Here is a 25,641-nt window from a genome sequence, read left to right as displayed (position 1 = left end):
TTACTTGACGCGACGGTCGCGAATAATCATCTTAGTCGTACGCTTATTGGTACGTGTCTTGTACCCTTTAGCTTTTTGACCCCATGGGCTTACAGGTTGAATACCTTTGTTACGCCCTTCACCACCACCGTGCGGGTGATCAACTGGGTTCATCGCCATACCACGTACGGTAGGACGAACACCACGCCAGCGCGAAGCACCAGCTTTACCCAATGAACGAAGGTTGTTTTCTTGGTTAGAAACTTCACCAATTACAGCGCGGCATTCAACATGAATTTTACGCATTTCGCCTGAACGAAGACGAACAATCGCGTAAGAACCATCACGACCCAACAACTGAACAGAAGCACCAGCAGAACGCGCTAATTGCGCACCCTTACCAATTTTAAGTTCAACGTTATGAAGTGTAGAACCGATAGGCATGTTACGAAGTGGCAAGCAGTTACCTGGACGAATTGGAGCATCGTTACCAGATTGTACTTTATCGCCAGCACGTAAGCCTTTAGGAGCAATGATATAACGACGCTCACCATCAGCATATTTCAACAAAGCAATATGTGCTGTACGGTTAGGATCGTATTCAATGCGCTCTACAACAGCTGGGATGCTGTCTTTATTACGCTTAAAGTCAACGATACGATAGTGTTGCTTATGACCACCACCAACGTGACGAGTTGTAATGTGACCGTTATTATTACGACCACCAGTACGTTTTTTTGCTTCAACCAACGGTGAGTAAGGCGCGCCTTTGTGAAGGTGGTCATGAACCACTTTCTCTACAAAGCGACGTCCTGGAGACGTTGGCTTACATTTTTGAATCGGCATAATTTTCGTCCTTATTCCGCTGCGCTTTCAGCGGTATCGCCCAAGTCAGCCATTTCAACATCTTGGCCAGCTTTCAGGGTGACGTATGCTTTTTTAACATCAGAACGACGTCCTAATGTTTTACCAAAGCGCTTAGTTTTACCTTTAGTAATAGTAGTGTTAACTTTAACAACTTCTACACCAAAAAGTTTTTCAACTGCTTTTTTAACTTCAAGTTTAGTAGCATTAATATCTACTTTGAATACTTGAACGCCAACAGTATCACCTAAAACTTGTGCCTTTTCTGAGAAGACTGGTCCTTTAAGGACTTGATAGATACGTTCGTTGTTCATCCGAGTTCTACCTCAATTTTCTTAGCAGCAGCTACAGACATCACAACTTTATCAAACGCGATCAAGCTTACAGGATCGATTGCAGTAGCATCTACCACATCTACATGCGGAAGGTTGCGTGCTGCAAGATATAAGTTCTCATCTACAGCTTCAGTAACGATCAATGCACGAGCGGCATTTAAATCGCCAAGCTTTGCAAGCAATTCTTTAGTTTTTGGAGCTGCAATAGCAAACTCTTCAACTAGTACAAGACGATCTTGGCGAACAAGTTCAGCTAAGATACATTGCATTGCACCGCGATACATTTTACGGTTTACTTTTTGAGACCAATCTTGTGGACGAGCAGCAAAAGTTTTACCACCACCAACCCAGATTGGGCTACGAGTAGAACCCGCACGAGCACGACCAGTACCTTTTTGACGGAATGGTTTTTTACCACCGCCAGAAACGTCTGCACGTGACTTCTGAGCACGAGTACCTTGACGACCACCTGCTAAGTAAGCAGTAACAACTTGGTGTACAAGAGCTTCGTTAAATTCACGTCCGAAAGCAACTTCAGACAATTCAACAGCAGAGCCGGAAACAGTTTTCAAATTCACGGTATTTCCCCTCAGGCCTTGATGGTAGGACGTACAATCACGTCACCGCCAGTTGAACCAGGAATTGCACCTTTAACAACTAAAACAGAACGTTCAGCGTCAATAGATACGATTTCAAGACCTTGTACTGTTACGCGTTCATCACCTAAGTGACCAGCCATTTTTTTGCCTTTGAACACGCGACCAGGAGTTTGGTTTTGACCTGTAGAACCTAATACACGGTGAGAAACTGAGTTACCGTGAGTAGCGTCTTGGGTACGGAAGTTCCAACGTTTAACACCACCTTGGAAACCTTTACCTTTTGATTGACCAGTTACGTCAACTACTTGACCAACTGTGAACAAATCAACACCAATAGTACCGCCAACTTCACGACCTTCAAGCTCAGCTTCAGTAACACGGAACTCTTTAACTAAACGACCAGCAGCAACACCAGCTTTCGCGAAGTGACCTTTCTGAGCGTTAGTTACGCGAGATTCGCGACGTTCACCAGTAGTTACTTGAACAGCTTGATAACCATCAGTTTCAAGTGTTTTGATTTGCGTAATGCGGTTTGGATCGACTTCGATGACTGTAACAGGTACAGAAACACCTGCATCTGTAAAGATGCGAGTCATACCACATTTGCGACCGACTAAACCAATAGCCATGTGCATAAACCTCTAAAAAAGCGGCCTAATTAACTTAAAAGTTAATCAACCGAAAGCCTTAACCCAAAGCGATCTGAACATCAACACCAGCCGCAAGATCTAATTTCATCAATGCATCAACAGTTTTATCTGTAGGTTGAACGATGTCGATCAAACGTTTGTAGGTGCGGATTTCGTACTGGTCACGCGCATCTTTGTTAACGTGCGGTGAAGTAAGAACGTTGAAGCGTTCGATGCGAGTAGGCATCGGAATTGGACCACAAACTTGTGCGCCAGTACGCTTAGCGGTTTCTACGATCTCTTGAGCAGATTGATCAATCAGACGATGATCAAAAGACTTCAAACGGATACGAATTCTCTGGTTAGACATACCAGTAAACTCCAAGCCAAACATATAAAGAATCACCTTTGACGCATCTCACCCATTGGTAAGTGTCAAAGGCAGTGAAAATCACTAAGGTCATGATCGATGCCACGACTGTAATGCACATTTACCACTTTCTTCGCAGTAAATGCCCCTCCTATTGAGGGTCGCTCATTATAACGATTGTTTAAGTCTTATGCAATTCTCTTTTTCTATTTTCTCCACAAAACCTGCTTTAATCGTGTATTGGGAACTAAACTAAGCACTTATTACAAATTCAATCGCTTTATTTAGAAGTTGATTACCTTGTTCAAATTTTTGTGCTTCGGAAGAATATAATTCACGCGTAGATTGAACATATTCTCCATCAAAAATAGAAAGCTCTTCTTCATCTTCAAGTAAAAGCGCTAGAGCTGCTGGTGTCATCTCTGGATGGAACTGAAAACCCAGTACATTTTTTCCAATCTGATACATCTGATTGCGACAGGCCTGATTTTCAGCCAAATGTATAGCACCTTTAGGTATTTCAAATGTCTCGCTATGCCACTGCATCACCTTTATCTTCTCTGGTAATGGGAAGCTTTCTTGAGGTAAATTTGCAACTCTCTGAACTGTTGACCATCCAAGTTCCTGATAGCGATTACGGCTTACCGCAGCACCTAACGCATTAGCAATTAACTGCCCCCCTAAACAAAGACCAATAGCTGGCTTTCCCGCTGCCAAATAACGGCGCAACCATCTTTTTTCTATCTTTAGCCACGGGAAGTTTGCCTCATCATTTACACTCATGGTGCCACCCATGACCAATAGTAAATCAACCTCATCAATTCGAGGCAAAGCTTCTATTTCAAGTGACCGATCAACCGGAAGTGCAAAAAACTCTGTAGAGCTAATTGTCGCGTGGTGGGCTTGTAAAAATGAATAACAACTTCCAAATCCCTCACCGGCGATATGTTGAAAATAGTGAACACGTAAATGCGACTTCATGCGCTTAAACCTATTTTTGTTAGAATGTTGTAGTGGTCTTTGCAAAAATAAAGCCAAGTTTTTATTTTATGAGTCTACTGTAACGAAACGTCTTATAAAACTTCGTAAATCTAGCGAAGAATCTAAATTTCTCTTAATCTAACTTTATTATTTGAAATGCAAAGCACTATGAAAAAGCATAACGACTTCCAGACTCGCCTCATTCATGCACAAAGAAAGGCCCCGCAATTTATTGAAACAGTACAACCACCCTTATTTCGTGCATCTACTATTATTTTTAAATCAACTTCGCACCTTTTTGATCGCCACTGGACGGATGACTACGATTATAGCTATGGGACACACGGCACCCCCACCACCTTCACCTTAGGCGACAATATTGCGCAAATTGAAGGTGGATTGCATTGTTTGCTTGCACCAAGTGGCCTATCAGCAATTAATGTTGTGAACTCAGCATTTTTAAGTACTAATGATGAAGTATGGGTACCAGACAACATTTATGGACCAAACCTTGAGCATTTAAATCATCTGCAAAATCAATATGGCGTTATTGTCAAAGTGTACAACCCTATTGATGCCTCAAGTTTTCAACCAACTGAAAGAAGCAAGCTATTGTGGTTAGAGGCAGCCGGCTCAGTTACTCTAGAATTTCCTGATCTTAAGAATCTAGTCAAAAAAGCAAAAAAACACGGTGTATTAACAGCCCTAGATAACACTTGGGGAGCTGGGCTTGCGTTTAATGCTTTTAATTTTTCTGATGAACATCTATCAGTCGATTTAACCGTGCATGCCCTCACCAAATATCCGAGTGGCGGCGGCGACATCTTAATGGGTAGCATTGTAACTCGTGATGAGAAACTTCATCACCGCCTGTTCCGTACGCATGCCATTTTAGGTATTGCAGTTTCAGGAGACGATGCAGCTCAAGTCCAACGTAGTCTTGCTCATATGTCTTTACGTTATAAACAACAATCAGCCAATGCTCAAACTTTACTTAAATGGCTAAAAGACCAATCTCAATTTGCACAAGTTCTACATCCAAGTGATGAGGCCGCCCCAGGCCATCAATATTGGCAAGAAATCTGCATAAACAATCAAAGTGCTGGTCTAGTCAGTGTTATTTTCAAACCTGAATATGACATTACAGCAGTACGTCGTTTTTGCGATGCATTAGCGTTATTTAAGCTTGGTTTTAGCTGGGGAGGACCCGTTAGTCTGATTATGCTTTATGATTTAAAAATGATGAGAAAACTTGAGAATACACATTTACAACAAGGATTATTGGTTCGCTTCTGTATAGGACTAGAAGATCCACAAGATTTAATACAAGATATCGAAAATGCACTGAAACAACTGTAAAAACGACAAGATCATAGTGACTCGAACCACAGGATAAAAATATATGGGTACACCGATTGTTATTGCTAAAAATATTAATGACACATCCAAAGAAATTGTTTTACTTTCCCAGTTTGCTAACCGCCATGGACTTATTGCGGGCGCCACGGGTACAGGTAAAACAGTTACGTTAAAAGTTCTAGCAGAGAGTTTTTCTCGAATTGGTGTACCGGTATTTCTTGCCGATGCTAAAGGTGATGTTTCGAGTCTCGCAAAAGCGGGAGAAGCTTCAGATAAATTTAATGAACGACTAAAGCTTTTGCAGATTGATAGCGTTCCTTTCGCAGCTAATCCAGTTGTTTTTTGGGATTTATTTGGTCAACAAGGCCATCCTATTCGTACTACCATTTCTGAAATTGGGCCAATTTTATTGGCTCGTATGCTCAATTTAAATGATACTCAAGAGGGTGTGCTATCTGCTGTATTCCGTATTGCAGATGACCAAGGTCTACTATTAGTAGATTTTAAAGATTTAAAAGCCATGATCACTTTTGTGAGTGAACATGCAGCCGAGTTTAAAGCAGAATATGGCAATTTATCTCCAGCAAGCCTAGGCGCTATTCAGCGTAATTTACTCGCCCTTGCCGACCAAGGTGGAGAGCAATTTTTTGGTGAACCTGCTTTAAATATTTTAGATTTTATTCAAACCGATGCAAATGGTCATGGCTACATTAATATTCTTGCGGCTGACAAGCTCATGAATACACCTAAGCTATATGCCACTTTCCTTTTATGGATGCTTTCAGAACTATTTGAACAGCTTCCAGAAGTCGGTGATATGGATAAACCTAAACTCGTGTTTTTCTTTGATGAAGCTCACTTATTATTTGACAATGCCAGCCAAGCACTCCAAGACAAAATTGAACAAGTTGTACGTTTAATTCGTTCTAAAGGAGTAGGTATCTATTTCATTACCCAAAATCCACTCGATTTACCTGAAAGTGTTCTAGGTCAACTTGGTAATCGCGCTCAACATGCCCTACGCGCATTTACCCCTAAAGATCAGAAAGCGGTAAAAACCGCAGCAGATACTTTCCGAGCCAATCCAAACTTTAAAGTTGATGAAGCGATTACTGAACTGGGTGTTGGTGAGGCACTCATTAGTTGCCTAGATGAGCAAGGTACTCCACAAATTGTTGAGCGTGGTTGGGTCATGCCTCCTTACTCTGCATTTACACCAATCACTCCAGAAGAGCGTCAAGCTTTAATCTCACAAAGTATTATTGCTGGAGTTTATGAGCAGGTTGTAGATCGTGATAGCGCCTATGAAATGCTACAAAATAAAGTGGCTGAACGCGAACAGCAGCAACAAAATGCCGAGCTTGCAAAACAACAAGCGAAAGAGCAAGAAACCCTAGCAAAACAGCAGGCGAAAGAGCAGGAAAGATTGGCACGTGATCAATTAAAAGAGGAAGAACGGGCAGCACGTGAAAGAGCCAAACTTACCCAAGATATTGTTGGAACTTTTGCAAAAAGTGCTGCACGTAGTTTAGGAGGAAGTACAGGTCAAAAACTTGTTCGAGGCCTACTAGGCTCTTTATTTGGTAAATAAAAATATTTAATAACATAATGTTAATTTAAGGGGATTTTATATCCCCTAATTTTTTTATGGTTTTTCTCGAAAAGCTATTGCCATTACTTTTTTAAAGATGTATTTTAAATACATCTTATATAGCCAGATAAATAAGGTCTAGCCATGACTCCACAACAAATTGAACTTGTTAAATCTACTGTACCGGTTTTACGTGAACACGGTGTTACGCTGACTACATACTTTTATAAGCGTATGCTTAATAACAATCCCGAATTAAAAAATGTTTTTAACTTAGATGACCAAACTAGCTTACGTCAGCCGCGTGCGCTTGCAGCTGCGGTTCTTGCTTATGCAGAAAATATTGAGAACCCTACTGTTCTAGCCAAAGCTGTTGAACGTATCACTACTAAACATGTGAGCTTGGATATTCAGCCTGATCAATATGCAATTGTTGGTGACAACTTACTTCATTCAATTAGTGAAGTACTTAACGTGCCATTTGAATCAGAACTTATCGAAGCGTGGAAGCAAGCTTATCTACAATTGGCAGATATCTTGATTGGCATTGAAAAACAAAAATATGAACAACTTGAGAGCTTAAAAGGTGGATGGGCTGGCTGGCGTCCATTTGAAATTACACAAATTGATCCTCTTGAATCTGGCAAACGTTTCACTTTAAAAGCAACTGATCATGAGGACGTACTAACCAGTCCTACAAATGCTTTTATTTCGGTAAAAGTACAAGTCCCAGAGCAACAGCTTGAACAGCCGAAAGCTTTTAAATTTACAGAAGCTCAAGAAAATAACTCATATCACTTTGAAGTTCAGCCTGAAGAAAACCATACTGAATTTTCAGTTTCGAACATCTTGCTTGAGCATTATAGAGTTGGTGATCAAGTACAGGTTTCAGCTCCTTTAACGCTGTAATGTAAAAACCTCTTGCCTGAAAGTTTTCTTATTTAAACTTTCAGGCTAAGATGATCATCCTTTTTCTCTTCCATTTTTGGTGATCATGCAGCTTAATAAATTTACCGATTATGCATTACGAATATTAATGTATGTTGCACGCCCAAGTGATGCACCCTACACGATTGCAGAAATCGCGAAAGATTTGCATGTTTCACAAAACCATCTGGTTAAAGTTGTTCACTTTATGGGCAAACAAGAATGGATTATTACCATTCGTGGAAAAGGCGGTGGAATTCGCTTAAACCCAGATGCACTTAACTCCAATTTGGGTTCAATTGTTCGAATATTACAAGGTGACAATCAAATCGTTGAATGCAATACACCACCTTGTGTATTACGCAGTCACTGTGGTTTAAAAGGTATTTTAGATCAAGCTCTAGAGAGCTTTTATCAAAGCCTAGACCAATACACACTCGGAGAAGTTTTGCAGCAATCAAAATCTGCTCCTGCTAACTCCCCTATTGCCTTTTTAGAAATCTAACTTCTATTGATTTTCATAAGTTGATTTATTGAAAATTAGCAAGAATATCCAAGCTCCTTTATACTAGGCGCGAGCCCTCTCATTTAAAAAGTTATTTTTTATGCGTCGTAGTGAAAAATCGAAAGACACCAAAGCCAGACTCGCACCCAAGCAAAAGATCAGCTATGAAAAAGCACCAGATCCGGCGATCACAGCCTATGCTGTGCAATCTCTAAACTGGTTACGCCAAGCTGAGTTTCTAATGAGTGCACCTAAATTGGCACTTTGTGTTGAAGATAGTGGCTACGAAATTGCTTTTGCAGGACGCTCAAATGCTGGTAAGTCTAGTGCTATTAATGCATTAACTAATCAGAAACAACTTGCACGTGCTTCTAAAAAGCCTGGTCGTACTCAAATGATTAACTTCTTTAGTCTAGGTAATCCCGATCAGCGTTTAGTCGATCTTCCAGGTTACGGTTATGCAGCTGTACCTGAAGATATGAAAAAGGTGTGGCAAAAGGAATTAGAAAACTATCTAATTCACCGTAAAAGCTTACAAGGCTTAGTCTTACTTATGGATATTCGCCATCCTCTGCAGCATTTTGACATGATGATGCTAGAGTGGGCTTATTCGCGTCATCTATTTGTTCATATTCTCTTAACGAAAGCAGACAAACTTAATCGTGGTCCTGCAAATAAAGTATTGCTTGAAGTTAAACAACAACTTAAAAAAATGAAGCTTGATTTTTCTATTCAGCTTTTCTCTTCACTTAACAAATTAGGTTTGGAAGAGCTTGCAAGTGTCATGGGTGGACGTCTGCATTTTACGCTAGATCAACAGCCAGAATTTGATGTCGATTCAATCCCTGAAGCGACAGATGAAGATGCTGAAAGCTAAATTGTCATAACAGATACAATTTTTTCATTAAATTTATACTCAATTGTCCCCTATTGCTAAACACAAATGTAGGGGCTTTTTTTATACTCGTTATAACTTCATCGAGTTAAAAATCAGGACTAAATGATGAAATTGCTATCTTTTTTGAAGAACAAGGCTTTAGGTTCTTCTATTGATTATAAAATTCTTCCACGTAAAGTTAAATTTGACTGGAAAGATACCCCTGTCGACTGGATTCCTAATCAGCCTTTCGCAAGTTATTTTATTAATGAAATTAATAACATCTTGCCTGCTGGTGAGTTCTGGTTTTGCCGTTTGTACAATAAAGTTTTACCTCAAATTAAAGACGAAAAACTTAAACAGGATGTCCAAGCATTTATCCGTCAGGAAGCTATGCACGCCAACGCACATACTTCTGCGAATAAAGAATATTTAAGTGCACGTAATATTGATATCCAGAGAAATCTGGACATTATGAATTATCTATTTACCAAAGCCTTAGCAGATAAGCCTTTCGATAAAGAAGTCCCTCAAGCTCTACAAGAGCAATGGGACCTTTTCCGTTTAGGCGTTATTGCCACTGTTGAACATATGACCTGTGTATTAGGCAAATATGCACTCTATAACAAACGTTGGGAAGAATTAGGCGCTGACCCTGAAATGGTCGATCTGGTTAAATGGCATGGTTCAGAAGAAATTGAACACCGTACCGTAGCCTTTGATTTATATCGTCATCTTGGTGGTGGCTATATTCCCCGCTACTATTTAAGCCTTGCAGTGATTGTATTGGTACTTGGTTTATGGGTAGACGGTGCTGCACATATTATGAAACAAGATCCACGTTTTGCTGATGCGGCCAAGTCGAGATTTTTCCCAGTATGGGTTGCTGTAGAATGGCTTAAGATTAGTCGCAAAGATAACCAAGTGCTACCAAATCCATTTTGGCTTATTTCGCAACAAATTGATTACCTCATGCCTTGGTATGATCCAGTTAAAGAAGGTAGCACTGAAGATGCGGTTAGCTATTTATCGCAATCTCCAGCAGCCAAAAGAGCAGAACTTCAAGCAGCTTAAAAATAAAAAAAGCAGGATTTTAAATCCTGCTTTTTTTATTCAGAGATTAGACACTGATATCTTTATCTTTGGTATAACGATCTACAACCACACTAATCATCATATCGCCCTGCACATTTACCACCGTTCTCACCGTATCTAGTAAGCGGTCAATTGGCAGTAAAATGGCAATTGCTTCAGCTGGTAAACCTACCGATTGTAAAACCATAATCATAGTCACCATGCCAGCACTCGGGATTCCAGGTGCACCAAGTGATGCGATCATTGCTGTTAAACACACGATAATTTGCTGTGTCAGGTTTAAATCTAGTCCCACTAAATTTGCTACGAAGAGTGCAGCTGCCGCCTCATATAGAGCAGTACCATCCATATTAAGCTGAGTACCGAGTGGGATAACAAATCCCGCTGTTTGAGGGCGCACCCCTAAGTTTTCTTGTGCACACTTCATGCTAAGCGGCATCGTGGCAGAGCTAGAACTCGTTGCAAATGCTGTAATTAATGCTGTACGTGTCCCTTTGAAAAAAGTCCAAGGGCTCATGCGGCCAAAAATCCAAAGTAGTAATGGTAAAACAACAGCACCATGGAAAATGGTTGTGCCTGTTACAACGACTGCAAACTCAGCCAAACGACTTAATACCGAAATATCTTCGGTTGCCATTAGTTTTGCTAATAAAGCAAAAATACCCAAAGGCGCTAATTTCATGACCCAGCCAACGAGCAGCATCATCATCTCAAAAAACTGGTGACTCAATACACGAATACTTTTGAAACGCTCCCCACCCTGTACCAAAGCAACGCCGACAAATAAAGCAAAGACCACAACGGCTAAAACGTTACCGTCACTAAATGCTTTAAATGGATTGATTAAAGTGTTTTGAATAAAATTAGTGAAAAAACTTGCTGGGTTTAAACTATCTGGTGCTTGATAATTTTGCATAGATGTCTGGAAAATAGAAATATCTATGCCACGCCCCACCTCAAATAAATGAGCACAACTAATACCTAAAATTAAGGCTAAAGTCGTTGTAGTTAAACAGCATAAAAATGTGATTTTCCAGACTGGCCCTAACTGTCCGCCCGCTTGTAGGTTTGATACCCCTACAACAATCGAACTAAAAATTAAAGGCACCAAAAGCATTTTAAGAAGCCCGATAAAAACACTACTTAATATTCCAAGCCCATATAAACTATGTTTTACAAAAGCTGTGTCTGGATACATGGTGAGTAGGAAACCAAAGGCTAAACCTAAAATGGCGGCAATCAGAATTTGTGTATTTAAGTTCATATCAGCATTATTTTTTTCAGTTGGCATACCTATTTACAATATGACATGAGGTTGCTTTTCATTCGAGCAATTTTTTGTCACATCGTTCCCATTAAAAATAAAAAAGCCATCTGGTTAGATGGCTCTTCAATAGGACTATTGAGTTTCAATTTCCCGCAAACGAATTAAACCCTCTTGTACGGTACTGCATACAAGTTGGCCATTTTGCCACATACGACCGAAATTGAGACCTCTTGAAGCCGCACTCACTGTGGCTTCCATGTCATAAAGCATCCACTCATCAGCACGAAGTGGACGGTGGAAATAAATTGCATGATCAATACTTGCACATTGCAAACTTGGAGAAATATAACTTAAGCCATGCGGTCTTAAAGCCGTTGTCATTAAGGTAAAGTCTGAATAAAAGGCAACAATTGCTTGATGCAAGGCAATATCATCTAGCTGTTTTGGAATACGATCATGGGTACGAATATAGTGCGCATTATAAGGAGCTTCAGGTTGCGGCTGAAATGGATTGACTGGATCAATTGGGCGAATTTCTACATGACGCTCACGCATAAAACTAGCACGAACATTTTCAGGTACAAAGTTTAGAATACCTTGTTTTAGCTCATTTTCAGATTTAAGCGTTTCTGGTGCTGGGTACTCAGGTTCTTGATGTTGATAGTTCAAACCTTCTTCTGGATTGGCAAAAGAGACCATCGCTGAAAATATAACTCGCCCATGCTGAATCGCCCGAACTTGACGACTTACAAAGCTTTTTCCATCCCGTAAACGGTCTACCTCATAGATAATTGGGGCATTAATATCGCCGCCATACAAAAAATATGCATGTAAAGAATGCGCTGGGCGATCCGTTGTATAAGATGCTGCGCGTAAAGCCTGACCCAAAACCTGTCCACCAAAGACACGTTTACCGACAAGATTACGGCTCATGCCACGGTAAATATTTTCTTCTAGCTTTTCTAAAGTGAGAAGCTCGACTAGCTCTTGGGTTAACGCATTCATGAGAGATACCTTCATATTTCAGGTAAAAAATCGTATTAAAGGACAGATGTGTAGAATCTATTGTGCCATAAAAAACTATTTGAACATGGAACAATCAGTCAACTTCTGATGAACATTGCTCATATAACAGCTAAAAATACGATTTTTAACGATAAAATATGCCAAAAGCATTATAATTTATAAGAAAGTAGCATATTGTTTTTTTCAATAAATGCCTCAAAATAATTACCCTCCGCATTTGGTGCTGGGATTTGTCTTTAAGAAGTAGGAGTTCTTATGTCCAAGAGTGGGTTTGGTCAAATGTATCGTCGGCTTTCGAGTAAGCTACTTGACCTCGTGGTAACACCACATGTTCTTGGGGAAGTTCCTACTGAACCAGTATCAGAAACAACAGAAACAGAAGCAAAGACTGACCGCCAGAAAGTGGTGTGCTATGTCTTACAAAACCATTCTCGAAGCAATGCTTTGGTGGTTGATGGAGAAACGCGTCGTTTAAATTTAAAACCTGCGTTAGACCCATTAGTTGTTGGCACTCATCAGGAAAAAGCATCAGTTTTATTTTTACAGCACAATGATGAAAATAATTTACTGAATCCTCCTCCTCATGCTTTTCCACCACGCTTACTAAAACTGATTGAAGTCTTACAAGAAAATCCTGAACTTGATATAGAGCTTGTTCCAGTTACCGTTTTATGGGGACGCTCACCAGATAAAGAAGATTCTTGGTTTAAGCTTTTATTTTCAGACACATGGGCTACACCAAGCACCGTTAAGCAATTGGTCAACATTGGCTTACATGGTCGCCAATCTTATTTAGAGTTTCATGAACCACAATCGCTACGTGAATTGGTTGAATATGCTCAACAGCATTATCCAAACCTTTCACCAGCCACTTATATTGTAAGTACGTTAAATGATTACTTAGATCGTCAGCGTGAAGTGGTGTTAGGCCCCGATTTATCGGATCGCCGTAATGTCATGCAATCGGTTGTGAAATCTCGTGATGTCCAAGAAGCAATCCGCCGTGAAAGTATTCGCGGGAAAGTGAGTATGCTCGAAGCTGAACGCCGTGCGATTGGTTATGTCAATGAAATCGTATCGGATTATTCACATTCAGCAGTCCGCTTTGCCGATCTTGCTTTAACGCGCTTATGGACTCAGCTTTATGACGGCGTAGATGTGCATAACTTCAGTACTGTTCGTGAACTGGCAAAAGATTATGAAGTGGTTTACACACCTTGCCACCGCAGCCATATTGACTACTTATTATTGTCTTATGTGATTTATAGACGTGGCCTTATGGTTCCGTATATTGCTGCGGGTGATAACCTAAACTTACCTTTCGTTGGTCAGCTTTTACGTGGTGGTGGTGCCTTCTTTATTCGCCGCTCTTTCCGCGGAAATGGCCTTTATACAACAGTATTCAAAGAATATTTATATAGTATTTTGTCACGTAACACGCCACTTGAGTACTTTATTGAAGGTGGACGTTCGCGTACAGGACGCCTATTACCGCCTAAGACTGGCATGCTTGCTATGACGGTTCATAGTCATTTACGTGGTCGTACAAAGCCAATTGTATTTGTACCCACCTACATTGGTTATGAACGCCTAATGGAAGGCTCAACCTACGTAGGCGAAATGCAAGGTAAACCGAAAGAAGCTGAATCAATTTTTGGTATTGTGAAAACCTTACGAAAAATTGAACGTATTTTCGGTAAAGTCCACGTGAACTTTGGTGAACCTGTTTTCCTCGATGATCTGCTTAAACAACATAATGCAGAAAACGTTTTTATTGAGAAAAATGACGACCCAATTCCTCAAGCGGTTTCAGATGCCGTAAATAGCTCTGCACATGCAATTTTAGAAAATATTAACCGAGCTGTAGTGATTAACCCTGTCTCTTTACTTTCTATTATTTTACTTGCAACTCCAAAGCATACGCTTGATGAAGAAATTTGTATTAAGCAGCTTGAAGCTTACCGCAATCTAGCATCGAACTTCCCATATGATCAACGTATGGAAGTAACGCCGCTTTCTGGTAAAGAAATTATTGCTTATGGTTTAAAACTTAAACTCATTAAACGAGTTCAGCATGCGCTCGGCGATATTATTGCGATTGAAGATAACCAAGCTGTTCTTCTGACCTATTTCCGTAATAACATTTTGCACGCCTTTGTTTTACCGTCATTGGTTGCATCACTTGTTGAACATAATGGAAAAATCAGCCGTTCAGATTTAACCAATGTTATCTACACCCTGTATCCATTCTTAAAAGCAGAGTTATTCCTTAAATGGAAGAGTAGCGAACTTAAAGAACAAATTGAGCAATATGCAAATGCATTGGTTCAATCAAACCTTATTCAGCAAGATGATGAAGGTAATTTAATTAGCTCTGCACCAAACACTGAAGAGCATAATCAGCTTGTTGTTTTAGCTACGCCTGTTAAGCAAAGTCTTGAGCGTTACTACATGACGCTTGCTCTCATTACTCAACGTGGTTCAGGTAATATTTCTGCTAAACAGGTTGAAGAATTAAGTCATTTACTCGGACAACGTTTGTCAGTTCTATATGAATTTAATTCACCAGAGTTCTTCGACAAAGCTTTATTCCAAAGCTTCTTAAAAGTTCTTACACAGCAAAATTACATTCGTACCAACGACCAAGGCCAAATCGAGTTTGATGATAATTTCCGTCAAATGGCTGCTGGCGCACAGTTGGTTCTTGATGAAGTAACCTTACAAATGTTGCAGCACATCACGACCTTTAGCGACGAAGAATTGAAAGATGCACTTGAAGCGATGGCCTCTCAACAAGCAAAACGACGTTTAAAGCGTAAAAAATCTTAAGATTTTTACTCAAAATAAAAGGCAACTTCGGTTGCCTTTTATTTTATTAGCGCATTGGACATTCAAAATAGCGTGGATCATCCATACAACGCAGACGCCTCATAAGTTGGACAAAATAAGCATCGTAATAACCTGAAAGCACGTACTGATTACGTATTTTGGCAACCATAACGTCGTAGCTCTGCTTTTCATAAAAAGAAACGTCTACCCAGTAATAAGCAGGTAAATGATTTTCCCACTGAGTTGCACGGTTAGTCAGTAATTGACTATTTTGAACAAACCATCCTCGAATTTTTTGACCAAAATTAGCAGGATAAGCTTGCGGCTTAATAATTAAATTAACTCCAAAATATGCCAAAGGAAAGTTAATCACCTGAACATCGGGTCCAAATTCTTTTTGTAAATTATATGGCAATAACCCATACACTGGGGCTGGAACAATATCGATTTTGTCTTGTTTAAACTGCACAATCGCATTAGATAAATCAACATAAACTGGCTGAGCACCTACACTTCGTACCAATGCTTGTTGTGGTGGATTATTTGGTAACACGCCAATACGCTGATTTCTTAATTGAGCAACTCTAGAGATTTTTTTATTTTTTAGGACCATATAGGCCGTGCCAACAGGAATCATTCCTACTGCCTCATAATCCTTAGAAATTAATCTTTTTTCGACTGTTGGATGATTCAAAAGCTGTAATAAGCTTTTAGCAGTACGATTATTAGGAATAAGCCCAATCCCTGCGGTACTTCCCATAAACTGGTTATAGCGATAAGTATTAAAATTAGATGCCGCTAAACCTGAACATTTACCATCATCAAAAGCTTGTATGGCCTGTTGTTCTTTTTGATAGGTCACCACTTTAAATTTGACTTGGTATTGCTGAGCATATAACCGAATGTCATTTAAACGACGTGTAATATCCCCTTGGGAACCAATCGGATCATATGCACACCACACCTGATCCTCGGCCCAACTAGCAACAGCTGTTACGCTCAAAATAAGAGCTAAACAAATTCTTTTCACTTTCAAACTTTTTATCTTTATCGGCAATTTGACTGCCTCATCAGGTATTTCTGTTCTTATTTAAAGTTTAATCAAAATTTTGTTTAGTGCTATGAACATTTAAACATAATAAATAGTCATTAAAGCAAATTGGATGCTCTAATCGAAAACCCGTTTCAGGCAAATGTTTCGCATAAATTCGTTTACCTGAGATTTGGTTTGATTCTAACGTTAACTCTGGTAAACCCAATTGTTTTTGGAACCACACGATAACTTCATGCAAAGGCAATGGTTGATTATTAGTCACAATATAGCTGGCTTGATGATTTTCATAGTCCGCCATAAAAGCCAAAAACTTTGCTAAATCATCAATATGTATTCGATTGCTATAATGTATATTTGGATAACTTTGACTATTTTCAGCCATTTTCTTCAAACGGGCTATGGAAGTTCCGTAAATACCAGTTGGGCGAATAATTACACATTGTGCTGGATAATGTTTTTGCCAAAGGAGTTCCATATTACGCAATACATGGCCTTGTGCATCATTTGGCTGAATTTCACTAAAATCATCAATGACCTCCCCTCTATTTTCGCCATATACCCGCGTAGATGACACGACGATTATTTTTTTTACTGGATGTATTTTTAATGCATCTCGAATCGGTTCAATACTATCTACATAAGTATGCTGATACCCCTCAACCGTACTCTCGTTTGGAGAAAGTAAAATATATACGACATCCACTGGTTCAATTTTACTTAAATCAAGTTTAAAGATATCTTGAACAAGATGTGTTGCGTAACTATCCGTTTTTACACTACGACTGATTGTGGTAATTTGATGTTCTTTCTCAAATAGTTGTTTAGCAACACGCTGAGATGTTTTACCATAACCGATAAATAATATATGCATAGAAAACTCGTTGAGGGGACATGACTTCAGTCCATCAGTTACAAGGCGTTGGATCGGCTTCAGCAGCCCTACTCGAAAAACTAAATATTTTTACCACAGATGATTTACTGTTTCATCTGCCACGTGATTATGAAGACCGCAGTACGATTATTGCAATGAATCAACTTGTGGTTGGACGTAGCTATTTACTTGAAGGTGAAGTCAGATCAATTGATTTTCCTCCGGGAAAAAGAAAATCTATGGCGGCCTTGGTTCAAGATGAATTCGGTAAAGTCACCTTACGCTTTTATCATATTTATAAAAATCTGACTGACAAAATAAAACCGGGTCATCGCTTACGTATTTTTGGTGAAGTTCGCGTCGGTGCCCGCGGGCTTGAGATGTATCATCCTGAAATTCAGCTTATTCATGAACATACACCTCTACCAAAAACTCAGCTTACAGCAATTTACCCAAGTACGGATGGGCTAACTCAGCCTAAACTGCGTGAATATGTAAAACAAGCTTTAAAGCATCATAGTGATGCCTTACCAGAGCTGCTCCCCAAAAAATATACTAATGGCTATGCGCTTAAAGAGGCTTTGTATTACATTCATGAGCCTCCTGTTGATGCCAATATGCTCCAGTTGGCCCAAGGTTCACACCCAGCCCAACAACGACTTATTTTTGAAGAGCTAGTTGCACACCAAATTAGTTTACTTAATCGCCGTGCTTATATTCGTCAAATTGCATCTCCAGCTTTTTCAAGCAGTAAAATATTAGCTAAAAAGCTTTTAGAAGCTTTACCTTTTCAAATGACCAATGCACAAAAACGTGTATCTAAAGAAATTCTAAATGATTTAAAACAACACCAACCTATGTTGCGCCTAGTACAAGGTGACGTTGGGGCTGGAAAGACTTTAGTTGCTGCTGTAGCGGCTTGTCATGCTTTAGAAGCGGATTGGCAAGTTGCATTAATGGCCCCGACTGAGATTCTTGCAGAACAGCACTATTTGAATTTTAAACGTTGGTTTGAACCATTAGGTATTACAGTTGCTTGGCTATCTGGCAAACAAAAAGGTAAAGCCCGAGCCCAAGCAGAACAACAGATTAAAGAAGGCCACGCGGAACTTATTGTTGGTACACATGCCTTATTTCAAGACAATGTTGGGTTTGCCAAATTAGGGCTAGTGATTATTGATGAACAACATCGTTTTGGTGTAGACCAACGTTTAGCTTTACGTAATAAAGGTGCTGAGCAGTTCACCCCACACCAACTCGTCATGACAGCTACCCCTATTCCAAGAACACTGGCAATGAGTGCGTATGGCGACTTAGACACATCAATTATTGATGAGTTACCTCCAGGTCGTACTCCAATTCAAACCGTTACAATTCCTCTTGACCGCCGCGAAGAAGTACTTCAACGAATTGCTTCGAATTGTAGAGATGGGAAACAGGCATATTGGGTATGTACACTGGTTGAACAATCTGAAACTTTAGATGCTCAAGCAGCAGAAGCAACTTACCAAGAGATGAAAGAACGCTTTCCTGAACTTAATATTGGCTTAGTGCATGGCAAAATGAAAGCCGACGAAAAACAGTCGGTCATGCAAGCGTTCAAAAATAATGAGTTACAGCTTCTTATCGCAACCACGGTCATTGAAGTTGGTGTCGATGTTCCCAACTCTTCTATTATGGTCATTGAAAATGCTGAACGTTTAGGACTTTCTCAGCTACATCAGTTACGCGGTCGCGTAGGTCGAGGCGCTCAAGCCAGCTTTTGTGTACTTTTATATAAAACGCCTCTTTCTCAAAATGGCCAAGAGAGACTTTCTATTTTAAGAGAAAGCAATGATGGTTTTGTGATTGCAGAAAAAGATCTTGAGTTACGCGGGCCGGGTGAATTACTAGGTACCAAACAAACTGGGGATATGGGGTTTAGAGTTGCTCGTTTAGAGCGAGATGATCACTTACTCAGTCAAGCTCATTATGTAGCTCAGCAAGTCTTAAAAGATTATCCAGAACAAGCAGATGCATTATTAAAACGTTGGCTTCCTGAAGCACCTCGCTACGCGTATGTTTAGTTTCTTAAACCCACAGCATCTTATTCAATTACTCTCACCTTGCTTGTTATGTGAGTCAGATGTACGTGAAAAATATTCGCTCTGTAATGACTGTTGGAAGCAGTTACCTTGGCTTAAACAAACAATTCAACGCAATGATCAATCAGTTCTTGTGGCCTGTGAGTATGCTTATCCAGTTAGCCGGATCATTCAGCAGTTTAAATATGAACAAAAATTACATTATGAAATTTTGTTAGGTGAAATTTTACAACAACTCAAATTTCCCAAGATACAAGCTATCGTACCTATGCCTATTTCAAATCAACGTTTAATCGATCGTGGTTTTAATCAGTCATTGTTACTTGCAAACATCTTAAGCAAACAATTAAAAATACCTGTTTGGCAGCCGATACAACGTCTTGCTGAACATTCGCAAAAAGGACTTTCTCGACTGGAACGCTTTGAGAACATTGAACAACAGTTTATTGCGCTTACTCAAGAAAAACGGCGTTATCGCCGCGTTCTTATTATTGATGACGTGATAACCACTGGAAGTTCTATTCACGCGCTCAGTCAAGCACTTAAACAATTAGGCTGCACATCTATCCATGCCGCTTGTTTAGCGGCAACTTTGACCAGTTAAAACGATTAAACTGTAGATAAATGCTGCTCACACCAAGGAATAACAATTTCACGGGTTAATGGTGCAAGGTGCGTTTCAGAATCATTTAAATCAACCCATTTCATTTCTGCAATTTCGGCTGCGATTTTAGGCGCCTGATTGAGCTGAACAAGATATAAATGACTGACCAGAATATGATCTGGTTCATTGGCAGCTGCCGTTTCGAAACGACCAAGAAACTGCTCAATTACACAAGAACTTCCCACTTCTTCTAAAATTTCTCGCTGCATTGTGACATCTGGCGCTTCATTAGGTTCCAGCTTGCCACCCACTTGCATAAAAGCATGGGTGTTACGCTTTCTCACGAGCAACAACTGATTTTGCTCGTTCAAGATCACTGCAGCAGCGACCGTAATTGTTTTCACTTATTTAACCTCGTCTATGGTTGAACATCTGCATTTGTCCATTTTGGAGCAGGAGGCTGATATTGCTCAAATTGTTGAAGAATATCTTCAATTTTGTCTGATGCGATCAATTTATCAACGAACCGTGCTTGGCTAAATCCATTATCTACCGTTCCTTGAATCATTTTAAGTAAATCTTCATAAAAGCCAGCTACATTTAAGAAAGCACATGGCTTTTGATGAATACCTAATTGCGCCCATGTCCATTGTTCAAAGATTTCTTCCAATGTACCCGCACCACCAGGTAAAGCAATAAAACCATCGGAGAGATCCGCCATTTTGGTTTTACGCTCATGCATATTTTCGACCACATATAATTTGGTTAAGCCCGGATGAGCTAACTCACGATCGACCAAAGCACGAGGAATCACGCCAATGACTTGTCCACCTGCCTGCAAGGCACTATCAGCGACAACGCCCATTAAGCCTGAGCGGCCGCCGCCATAAACTAAGGTCTTACCTTGTTTTGCAATAGCCTCACCAGTAATTTTGGCAATTTGTTGGAAAATTGGGTTTGAACCAAGAGATGAACCACAGAAAATACAAATTGAATTCATAGTGTAAAAAACCGTTTTATTGAACTGTCATGCTGACAAACTAAACTATCGATAGAGTTTTTTTTTGCAAAATAGCGTATTGGCAAGTGTTTTTCGGCAAATCCTTGTCTAAAATACACCCATCCATTTCCATCAGACTGCGTGAGGAAAAAAGACACATGCTTGAAGCCTTTTATGCCACAGAACGCGGAAGTCTGGAAGATGCCACCATCAATGGTGGATTTGATCTACATCCCGAATTAGTCTGGCTTGATCTTATTGCACCCTCGCAAGAAGAGCAACAATGGGTACTAGATGCCTATGACCAAAATTTACCCACACTAAAATCGCTGGAAGATATTTCATCCTCAGCACGATTCTACCGTGATGATGATGGTATTTTGCATATCAGTACTTATTTTTTAACGAAAAATAAAAACTATCAAGTGGATGGTGATGCAGAAGATTCATCACACATTTTGGCGATGGTACAAACGGTCGCATTTATTTTACATAAAGACCGTCTCTTTACGATGCGGGGAGAAAAATTAGTTGCGTTCCGTGCCTTTCGTGCGCGTGCTCGTCGAAATGACTACGACATGGACTATAAAGATCCAACGTGGATTTTATTAGGTCTTCTTGAAGCAAAACTCGATGAGCTTGCGGATATCTTAGAAGATATCCACAAAGATTTAGAAAAATACTCGACAGAGGTTCTTAACAATCACCAACGTGAACAAATTCTAGATCTAGATGACATGATTACGCGCCTAGCTCAACAAGAAGACATGCTAGGAAAAGCTCAGCTCTGTTTAATTGATTTACGACGTGTACTTACTTTTTTATCACGTCCTCGAGCATTAGGCAGTCATATTTACGATGCTGATATTCGAGAATTGAGTGAAGATGTCCGCTCACTCGTAGAACATGATGCTTTCTTATTCCAAAAAGTACGATTCTTGCTTGATACAACGTCTGGATTCATTAATACCGAACAGAATGACACGATCCGTCGATTCTCGATCTTACCAAGTATGTTAGCTCCTCCGATGCTTATTGCCAGCATCTATGGGATGAACACAGATGTACTTCCTTTTGCCCATGGTACGACTAGTTTCATCATCGTTTTACTGATTATTATCGGTTTCTTTATTGGCCCTATTATTTATTTCCGCTGGAAAAAATGGATTTAAGCTTTGTAATAAAATGCTAGTCCAAAGCATAAAAAAGCACCTAAATATAGGTGCTTTTTTACATCTAGAACATCAGATCAAATGTAGATCTTCCTGCAAATGGCAGGCTTGAATGATCTTCAGCATTTTTTCGGGTACATTTTTAAAATGCAAACCAGCCTTTTGTGGAGTCACTCGTAACCATTGAACTAAAACAGCCAACGCCAAGGTACTACCATGCTCAAGCTCTGTTAAATCTACCACCAGAGGAAAGCTTTGCTGCTTCTTGATGATAGCTAAACCTACTTGATACTGTTGTTCCGCATTTTCAAAATCAATTTTTCCCGAAACAACCAATTGTTGGTTGAGATACTGAACCACTCTTCACCTACTATTTTTGTTTGTTCTGATTAACAGCAGCGTCTGCATCCGGTTGGAAGGTTGCAATTGCTTTATTCAAATCGCCGCCATTACGTTTCACGGTTGCAGCAAACTGATTACGGAACTGTAATCCCAAATCAATACCAGAAACATTGATATTACGGATTTTCCACTGTGTACCTTTATCAGCTAACTGGAAAGATACCGGAATTTTGTCGCCGTTATGACTGAAGTCCAATGTCACTACTGGGTTTTTACCCGCTGTTGCCTTGTAAGGGCGCATGGTATAGCTTTGGTTCGTATATTTAGCAAATGCACTACCGTAATTTTCAATTAACGTATTACGGAAGTTAGTTTCGAACTGAGCACGCTGTGCCGCTGTACTATACTGATTTGTTGCATAAGTACCCATTACAATACGAGTAAATGCTTGTGAATCAACATACGGGTCTAAATTCTGACGTACGATACTCTTCACTAATGCTGGATTATTTTGCAATTTTGCATGATCAGCTTTCAAACGAGTAATCAAACCATCAGCAACACGCTTGATAAAATCAGGTGGTGCTTCTGAAGGTGCAGCAAATGCTGTACCTGCAATCATGGTAGACAAAAAACTTGCTGTCAGGGTTTGTTTAAACAACGTATTCACCAGGAACCACTCCTTCAAATAATCTTTTACTCAACAAATGAGGCTTGTGCACTATCTTTATCAGTGCTTGCAGGAGCACTCGCTTCTGTTGAGCCTGAACCGGCAGCAACTTTACCAGCCCCACCACCAGTAATAAATTTACTAATTAAATCTTCTAAATCCATAGTTCCTTGAGTGTTTGAAATCGTGTCACCTCGTTTCAAGTAATTCACACCACCACCAGGTACAACTTTCAAATATTTTTCACCCAACAAACCATTGGTTGCTACCATTATATAAGCATCTTCATCAATACTTGTGATGGAGGTCATGTTACTGGTCAGTTGCTGTTCCATTGCTTTTTGTTGCTCTGGAGAAGCTTGAGTATAATCTGAGCTATAACGCAACTCTTCCAACGCATTCTTCTGAACTTCTTTTAATTGTTCAGGATTGAAACTTGTCAATTTTCCATCTAAACCAAATGTTACGGTAGCCAAACGCGTAACCGGATCAAGCGTAATTGAATCAACACGACCAATTGTAACACCACTCATTGTCACTTTAGCACGGGGCTTTAGCCCATTGACGTTATCAAATTGAGCCTTCATGGTATAACTATCACTTAAGTTCGTACCAACAAGCCCACTAACTTTCATTGCTAAGAAAAACAATGCAATACCGAAGATAATAACAAAGATACCAACGGCCAGTTCACTACTACGTGATTTCATTAAATCCCTCCGAACATGACCGCAGTCAACACGAAATCAAAACCTAAAACACATAATGAAGAATACACAACCGTCCGGGTCATTGCCGTTGCAATGCCTTCTGGTGTCGGATCACAAGCATAGCCTTGATAAACAGCGACCCATGTACAAATCAAAGCAAAAACAATACTTTTAATAATCGTGCCATTGATAATGTCATGCCCGAAACGCACTGTATTTTGCATGCCACTCCAGAAGGAGCCTTCATCAGCACCTAAAAAGTCAACACCGACCATCTTGCCACCAATAATCCCAATGGCGGCAAATATCACAGTTAACATTGGCAAACTGACAATACCTGCCCAAAGACGTGGTGATACGATTTGTTTTAATGGGTCAACACCAATCATTTCCATACTGGCAAGCTGTTCGCTTTGCTTCATTGAACCAATTTCGGCAGTCAATGCAGAACCTGCTCGTCCTGCAAATAGCAATGCAGCAACCACAGAAGCAAGCTCACGGAGTAGTGTTAACGAAATCGCTGTACCCAACATCGACTCAGCACCGAAAGTGACCAAAATGCTATACATCTGCAAGCCAAGAACCGCACCAATAAACAAACCAGAAACGGTAATAATAAGTAAGGACATCACACCTACGCGGTGCATTTGGTAACCAAAACGACCAAAACCACCCTTGCTAGGAAGTGAAAAAATAATCTGCAAGAGCATATGTGCAGCAGCACCAATGCCTCGAATCCGCTCAATAACGAGTCTACCTAACCAGGCAATCGTATTCATGGACGAACCTCGTTATTTAAATAAGCTAGATGACTAAACTGGTATTCAACTGGTCCTTCTGCCGAACCTGTTAAGAATTGGTGTACAAATGGAGAAGCATGTTTTTGCAACTCTTCAGGTGTACCCTCTCCCTGAATTTTTCCTTCAGCTACCACATAGATGTAGTCAGCAATCGATAATGTTTCTGCAACATCATGTGAAACAATAATTGTTGTTAAATCTAACGCTTCACGTAGTGAACGAATTAAACGTGTCAAAACACCTTTCACAATTGGGTCTTGACCAGCAAAAGGTTCATCGTACATGATTAAATCGGGATCAAGTGCAATCGCGCGAGCCAATGCTACACGACGATTCATACCACCTGAAAGTTCTGTCGGCATTAATTGTTCAGAACCACGCAAACCCACCGATTCAAGTTTTAATGCAACCAGTTCAGCAATGAGATTTTCGGGAAGCTTTGTGTGCGCTCGGATTGGAAACGCCACATTTTCATAAACGGACATATCCGTAAATAGAGCTCCACTCTGAAATAACATTCCCATACGTGCACGAGCGGAAAAAAGTTCCTGACGAGACATTTTGGCAATATCTTTAGCGTCGAGTAAAACTTCCCCCTGATCTGGAACTAACTGTCCACCAATCAGACGTAATAAAGTTGTTTTACCTGTACCAGAAGGTCCCATAATGGCCGTAATCTGGCCTCGACGTATATTTAAACTAATATTGTCATAAATGACGCGTTCCCCTCGATTAAAACTCAAGTTCTTCACTTCAATAAGCGGTTGAGTCGAGAGAGGAGTTTTATTATTCATAATGGCAATCGTTCCTGCACTTTTATGCACGCATACTATAACACTGAAAATTAGCAAACTTGTTGTAATTTTGACAAAAGCAAAGCTAACTTACTTGAGAGAAGTCGAAGAAGTATGTTCGTAAAAAGAGGTCAATTCAGAAGCTTGGAATTGCTCAACAGAACTTCCATTTATAAAAGCGTAGGCGAAGTAAACCCCATTACACAAAACGAGTGCAATAAAAAGATAAGGCAACCCATGCTGAACCAGAAGGTTCTTCAACTGTGCCATTATTGTCTCTTTTCGCTTACTTTTACGCATTATTTAA

The 25,641-nt window shown here is 40.0% G+C and carries 28 protein-coding genes and 1 pseudogene; 11 read left to right on the top strand and 18 right to left on the bottom strand.

Annotation, left to right across the window (positions count from 1 at the left end; genetic code table 11):
• The 6 genes from rplB to F886_RS02995 all read right to left on the bottom strand — a co-directional run bounded on the left by rplB (position 1) and on the right by F886_RS02995 (position 3,757).
• The gene (gene rplB / locus F886_RS03020) at positions 1–825 is read right to left on the bottom strand and encodes a 50S ribosomal protein L2 (protein ID WP_005301260.1); all 825 of its coding nucleotides are present in this window, start codon (positions 823–825) and stop codon (positions 1–3) included.
• Positions 826–836: 11 nt separating this feature from the next.
• The gene (gene rplW, locus F886_RS03015) at positions 837–1,157 is read right to left on the bottom strand and encodes a 50S ribosomal protein L23 (protein ID WP_003653662.1); all 321 of its coding nucleotides are present in this window, start codon (positions 1,155–1,157) and stop codon (positions 837–839) included.
• Positions 1,154–1,756, bottom strand: a complete 603-nt coding sequence (rplD, locus tag F886_RS03010) for a 50S ribosomal protein L4 (protein ID WP_003653663.1) — start codon at positions 1,754–1,756, stop codon at positions 1,154–1,156. Before rplD ends, rplW begins: the two co-directional genes overlap by 4 nt.
• A gap of 11 nt (positions 1,757–1,767) precedes the next feature.
• Positions 1,768–2,406: a 50S ribosomal protein L3 gene (gene rplC, locus F886_RS03005; protein ID WP_004639526.1), complete on the bottom strand. Its 639-nt coding sequence runs from the start codon at positions 2,404–2,406 to the stop codon at positions 1,768–1,770.
• A 58-nt stretch (positions 2,407–2,464) separates the two neighbouring features.
• Positions 2,465–2,776 carry a 30S ribosomal protein S10 gene (gene rpsJ, locus F886_RS03000; RefSeq protein ID WP_000070912.1) on the bottom strand — a complete coding sequence of 104 codons (312 nt, stop codon included), beginning with the start codon at positions 2,774–2,776 and terminating at the stop codon, positions 2,465–2,467.
• 252 nt (positions 2,777–3,028) lie between these two features.
• The gene (locus tag F886_RS02995; RefSeq protein WP_005301253.1) at positions 3,029–3,757 is read right to left on the bottom strand and encodes a type 1 glutamine amidotransferase; all 729 of its coding nucleotides are present in this window, start codon (positions 3,755–3,757) and stop codon (positions 3,029–3,031) included.
• A gap of 168 nt (positions 3,758–3,925) precedes the next feature.
• On the opposite strand from F886_RS02995, the gene F886_RS02990 reads away from it, so the two are divergent.
• The 7 genes and pseudogenes from F886_RS02990 to F886_RS02965 all read left to right on the top strand — a co-directional run bounded on the left by F886_RS02990 (position 3,926) and on the right by F886_RS02965 (position 10,090).
• Positions 3,926–5,116, top strand: coding sequence for a PLP-dependent transferase (locus tag F886_RS02990; protein ID WP_005301250.1), 1,191 nt, complete (start codon positions 3,926–3,928; stop codon positions 5,114–5,116).
• Between the two features lie 43 nt (positions 5,117–5,159).
• Positions 5,160–6,707, top strand: coding sequence for a helicase HerA-like domain-containing protein (locus F886_RS02985; RefSeq protein ID WP_005301247.1), 1,548 nt, complete (start codon positions 5,160–5,162; stop codon positions 6,705–6,707).
• Between the two features lie 29 nt (positions 6,708–6,736).
• Positions 6,737–6,849, top strand: a pseudogene (locus tag F886_RS20190) (hypothetical protein); the annotation flags it as partial.
• Positions 6,850–6,851: 2 nt separating this feature from the next.
• On the top strand, positions 6,852–7,616 hold the full coding sequence (locus F886_RS02980; protein ID WP_005301244.1) for a globin domain-containing protein: 765 nt from the start codon (positions 6,852–6,854) through the stop codon (positions 7,614–7,616).
• 85 nt (positions 7,617–7,701) lie between these two features.
• A complete protein-coding gene (locus F886_RS02975) occupies positions 7,702–8,139 on the top strand; it encodes an RrF2 family transcriptional regulator (RefSeq protein WP_005301222.1) in 438 nt (145 codons plus the stop codon).
• Between the two features lie 100 nt (positions 8,140–8,239).
• On the top strand, positions 8,240–9,016 hold the full coding sequence (gene yihA, locus F886_RS02970) for a ribosome biogenesis GTP-binding protein YihA/YsxC (protein ID WP_004789642.1): 777 nt from the start codon (positions 8,240–8,242) through the stop codon (positions 9,014–9,016).
• A 123-nt stretch (positions 9,017–9,139) separates the two neighbouring features.
• A complete protein-coding gene (locus tag F886_RS02965; RefSeq protein WP_081402063.1) occupies positions 9,140–10,090 on the top strand; it encodes a metal-dependent hydrolase in 951 nt (316 codons plus the stop codon).
• 46 nt (positions 10,091–10,136) lie between these two features.
• On the opposite strand, the gene F886_RS02960 is transcribed toward F886_RS02965, so the two are convergent.
• Together F886_RS02960 and F886_RS02955 are read right to left on the bottom strand one after the other, a co-directional pair.
• On the bottom strand, positions 10,137–11,402 hold the full coding sequence (locus tag F886_RS02960) for a dicarboxylate/amino acid:cation symporter (RefSeq protein WP_005301217.1): 1,266 nt from the start codon (positions 11,400–11,402) through the stop codon (positions 10,137–10,139).
• 108 nt (positions 11,403–11,510) lie between these two features.
• A complete protein-coding gene (locus F886_RS02955; RefSeq protein ID WP_003653674.1) occupies positions 11,511–12,383 on the bottom strand; it encodes an acyl-CoA thioesterase in 873 nt (290 codons plus the stop codon).
• Positions 12,384–12,659: 276 nt separating this feature from the next.
• On the opposite strand from F886_RS02955, the gene plsB reads away from it, so the two are divergent.
• Entirely contained in the window at positions 12,660–15,233 is a 2,574-nt protein-coding gene (gene plsB / locus F886_RS02950) for a glycerol-3-phosphate 1-O-acyltransferase PlsB (protein WP_005301213.1), read from the top strand.
• Positions 15,234–15,279: 46 nt separating this feature from the next.
• On the opposite strand, the gene F886_RS02945 is transcribed toward plsB, so the two are convergent.
• The gene (locus tag F886_RS02945) at positions 15,280–16,263 is read right to left on the bottom strand and encodes a putative solute-binding protein (protein ID WP_081402080.1); all 984 of its coding nucleotides are present in this window, start codon (positions 16,261–16,263) and stop codon (positions 15,280–15,282) included.
• Between the two features lie 67 nt (positions 16,264–16,330).
• Positions 16,331–17,158: an NAD(P)H-binding protein gene (locus F886_RS02940; protein WP_005301207.1), complete on the bottom strand. Its 828-nt coding sequence runs from the start codon at positions 17,156–17,158 to the stop codon at positions 16,331–16,333.
• 20 nt (positions 17,159–17,178) lie between these two features.
• Here F886_RS02940 and recG point away from each other — a divergent pair, with 20 nt between their 5' ends.
• Together recG and F886_RS02930 are read left to right on the top strand one after the other, a co-directional pair.
• On the top strand, positions 17,179–19,224 hold the full coding sequence (recG, locus tag F886_RS02935; RefSeq protein WP_004789653.1) for an ATP-dependent DNA helicase RecG: 2,046 nt from the start codon (positions 17,179–17,181) through the stop codon (positions 19,222–19,224).
• Positions 19,217–19,846, top strand: a complete 630-nt coding sequence (locus F886_RS02930; protein ID WP_005301204.1) for a ComF family protein — start codon at positions 19,217–19,219, stop codon at positions 19,844–19,846. Before recG ends, F886_RS02930 begins: the two co-directional genes overlap by 8 nt.
• Positions 19,847–19,851: 5 nt before the next feature.
• On the opposite strand, the gene F886_RS02925 is transcribed toward F886_RS02930, so the two are convergent.
• On the bottom strand, positions 19,852–20,250 hold the full coding sequence (locus tag F886_RS02925; RefSeq protein ID WP_005301201.1) for an NUDIX hydrolase: 399 nt from the start codon (positions 20,248–20,250) through the stop codon (positions 19,852–19,854).
• Between the two features lie 14 nt (positions 20,251–20,264).
• Positions 20,265–20,846, bottom strand: coding sequence for an LOG family protein (locus F886_RS02920; protein ID WP_005301199.1), 582 nt, complete (start codon positions 20,844–20,846; stop codon positions 20,265–20,267).
• Between the two features lie 158 nt (positions 20,847–21,004).
• Here F886_RS02920 and F886_RS02915 point away from each other — a divergent pair, with 158 nt between their 5' ends.
• Positions 21,005–22,018 carry a CorA family divalent cation transporter gene (locus F886_RS02915; protein WP_004789661.1) on the top strand — a complete coding sequence of 338 codons (1,014 nt, stop codon included), beginning with the start codon at positions 21,005–21,007 and terminating at the stop codon, positions 22,016–22,018.
• A 72-nt stretch (positions 22,019–22,090) separates the two neighbouring features.
• Here F886_RS02915 and F886_RS02910 read toward each other — a convergent pair whose 3' ends face one another.
• The 6 genes from F886_RS02910 to F886_RS19580 all read right to left on the bottom strand — a co-directional run bounded on the left by F886_RS02910 (position 22,091) and on the right by F886_RS19580 (position 25,634).
• Entirely contained in the window at positions 22,091–22,378 is a 288-nt protein-coding gene (locus F886_RS02910; protein WP_005301196.1) for an STAS domain-containing protein, read from the bottom strand.
• A 10-nt stretch (positions 22,379–22,388) separates the two neighbouring features.
• Positions 22,389–23,030, bottom strand: a complete 642-nt coding sequence (locus F886_RS02905; RefSeq protein ID WP_005301191.1) for an MlaC/ttg2D family ABC transporter substrate-binding protein — start codon at positions 23,028–23,030, stop codon at positions 22,389–22,391.
• Between the two features lie 26 nt (positions 23,031–23,056).
• A complete protein-coding gene (locus F886_RS02900; RefSeq protein WP_005301188.1) occupies positions 23,057–23,740 on the bottom strand; it encodes an outer membrane lipid asymmetry maintenance protein MlaD in 684 nt (227 codons plus the stop codon).
• Positions 23,740–24,519 carry a lipid asymmetry maintenance ABC transporter permease subunit MlaE gene (gene mlaE, locus F886_RS02895; protein ID WP_005301186.1) on the bottom strand — a complete coding sequence of 260 codons (780 nt, stop codon included), beginning with the start codon at positions 24,517–24,519 and terminating at the stop codon, positions 23,740–23,742. The genes F886_RS02900 and mlaE overlap by 1 nt, the downstream gene beginning before the upstream one ends.
• Entirely contained in the window at positions 24,516–25,334 is an 819-nt protein-coding gene (locus tag F886_RS02890) for an ABC transporter ATP-binding protein (RefSeq protein ID WP_005301184.1), read from the bottom strand. Before F886_RS02890 ends, mlaE begins: the two co-directional genes overlap by 4 nt.
• Before the next feature lie 90 nt (positions 25,335–25,424).
• On the bottom strand, positions 25,425–25,634 hold the full coding sequence (locus F886_RS19580) for a hypothetical protein (RefSeq protein ID WP_081402062.1): 210 nt from the start codon (positions 25,632–25,634) through the stop codon (positions 25,425–25,427).
• Positions 25,635–25,641: the final 7 nt, after the last annotated feature.

Origin of the sequence: Acinetobacter sp. NIPH 542 (genome assembly GCF_000369825.1) — a bacterium.
GTDB classification, from domain to species: domain Bacteria; phylum Pseudomonadota; class Gammaproteobacteria; order Pseudomonadales; family Moraxellaceae; genus Acinetobacter; species Acinetobacter oleivorans.
This window is presented reverse-complemented; position numbering and strand designations above follow the sequence as displayed.

Excerpts from the sequence above, each read along its gene's own strand:
- rplB (WP_005301260.1), bottom strand. The coding sequence starts at position 825 with ATGCCGATTCAAAAATGTAAGCCAACGTCTCCAGGACGTCGCTTTGTA.
- rplW (WP_003653662.1), bottom strand. The coding sequence starts at position 1,157 with ATGAACAACGAACGTATCTATCAAGTCCTTAAAGGACCAGTCTTCTCA.
- rplC (WP_004639526.1), bottom strand. The coding sequence starts at position 2,406 with ATGGCTATTGGTTTAGTCGGTCGCAAATGTGGTATGACTCGCATCTTT.
- rpsJ (WP_000070912.1), bottom strand. The coding sequence starts at position 2,776 with ATGTCTAACCAGAGAATTCGTATCCGTTTGAAGTCTTTTGATCATCGT.
- F886_RS02995 (WP_005301253.1), bottom strand. The coding sequence starts at position 3,757 with ATGAAGTCGCATTTACGTGTTCACTATTTTCAACATATCGCCGGTGAG.
- F886_RS02990 (WP_005301250.1), top strand. The coding sequence starts at position 3,926 with ATGAAAAAGCATAACGACTTCCAGACTCGCCTCATTCATGCACAAAGA.
- F886_RS02985 (WP_005301247.1), top strand. The coding sequence starts at position 5,160 with ATGGGTACACCGATTGTTATTGCTAAAAATATTAATGACACATCCAAA.
- F886_RS02980 (WP_005301244.1), top strand. The coding sequence starts at position 6,852 with ATGACTCCACAACAAATTGAACTTGTTAAATCTACTGTACCGGTTTTA.
- F886_RS02975 (WP_005301222.1), top strand. The coding sequence starts at position 7,702 with ATGCAGCTTAATAAATTTACCGATTATGCATTACGAATATTAATGTAT.
- yihA (WP_004789642.1), top strand. The coding sequence starts at position 8,240 with ATGCGTCGTAGTGAAAAATCGAAAGACACCAAAGCCAGACTCGCACCC.
- F886_RS02965 (WP_081402063.1), top strand. The coding sequence starts at position 9,140 with ATGATGAAATTGCTATCTTTTTTGAAGAACAAGGCTTTAGGTTCTTCT.
- F886_RS02960 (WP_005301217.1), bottom strand. The coding sequence starts at position 11,402 with ATGCCAACTGAAAAAAATAATGCTGATATGAACTTAAATACACAAATT.
- F886_RS02955 (WP_003653674.1), bottom strand. The coding sequence starts at position 12,383 with ATGAATGCGTTAACCCAAGAGCTAGTCGAGCTTCTCACTTTAGAAAAG.
- plsB (WP_005301213.1), top strand. The coding sequence starts at position 12,660 with ATGTCCAAGAGTGGGTTTGGTCAAATGTATCGTCGGCTTTCGAGTAAG.
- F886_RS02940 (WP_005301207.1), bottom strand. The coding sequence starts at position 17,158 with ATGCATATATTATTTATCGGTTATGGTAAAACATCTCAGCGTGTTGCT.
- recG (WP_004789653.1), top strand. The coding sequence starts at position 17,179 with ATGACTTCAGTCCATCAGTTACAAGGCGTTGGATCGGCTTCAGCAGCC.
- F886_RS02930 (WP_005301204.1), top strand. The coding sequence starts at position 19,217 with ATGTTTAGTTTCTTAAACCCACAGCATCTTATTCAATTACTCTCACCT.
- F886_RS02920 (WP_005301199.1), bottom strand. The coding sequence starts at position 20,846 with ATGAATTCAATTTGTATTTTCTGTGGTTCATCTCTTGGTTCAAACCCA.
- F886_RS02915 (WP_004789661.1), top strand. The coding sequence starts at position 21,005 with ATGCTTGAAGCCTTTTATGCCACAGAACGCGGAAGTCTGGAAGATGCC.
- F886_RS02900 (WP_005301188.1), bottom strand. The coding sequence starts at position 23,740 with ATGAAATCACGTAGTAGTGAACTGGCCGTTGGTATCTTTGTTATTATC.
- mlaE (WP_005301186.1), bottom strand. The coding sequence starts at position 24,519 with ATGAATACGATTGCCTGGTTAGGTAGACTCGTTATTGAGCGGATTCGA.
- F886_RS02890 (WP_005301184.1), bottom strand. The coding sequence starts at position 25,334 with ATGAATAATAAAACTCCTCTCTCGACTCAACCGCTTATTGAAGTGAAG.
- F886_RS19580 (WP_081402062.1), bottom strand. The coding sequence starts at position 25,634 with ATGCGTAAAAGTAAGCGAAAAGAGACAATAATGGCACAGTTGAAGAAC.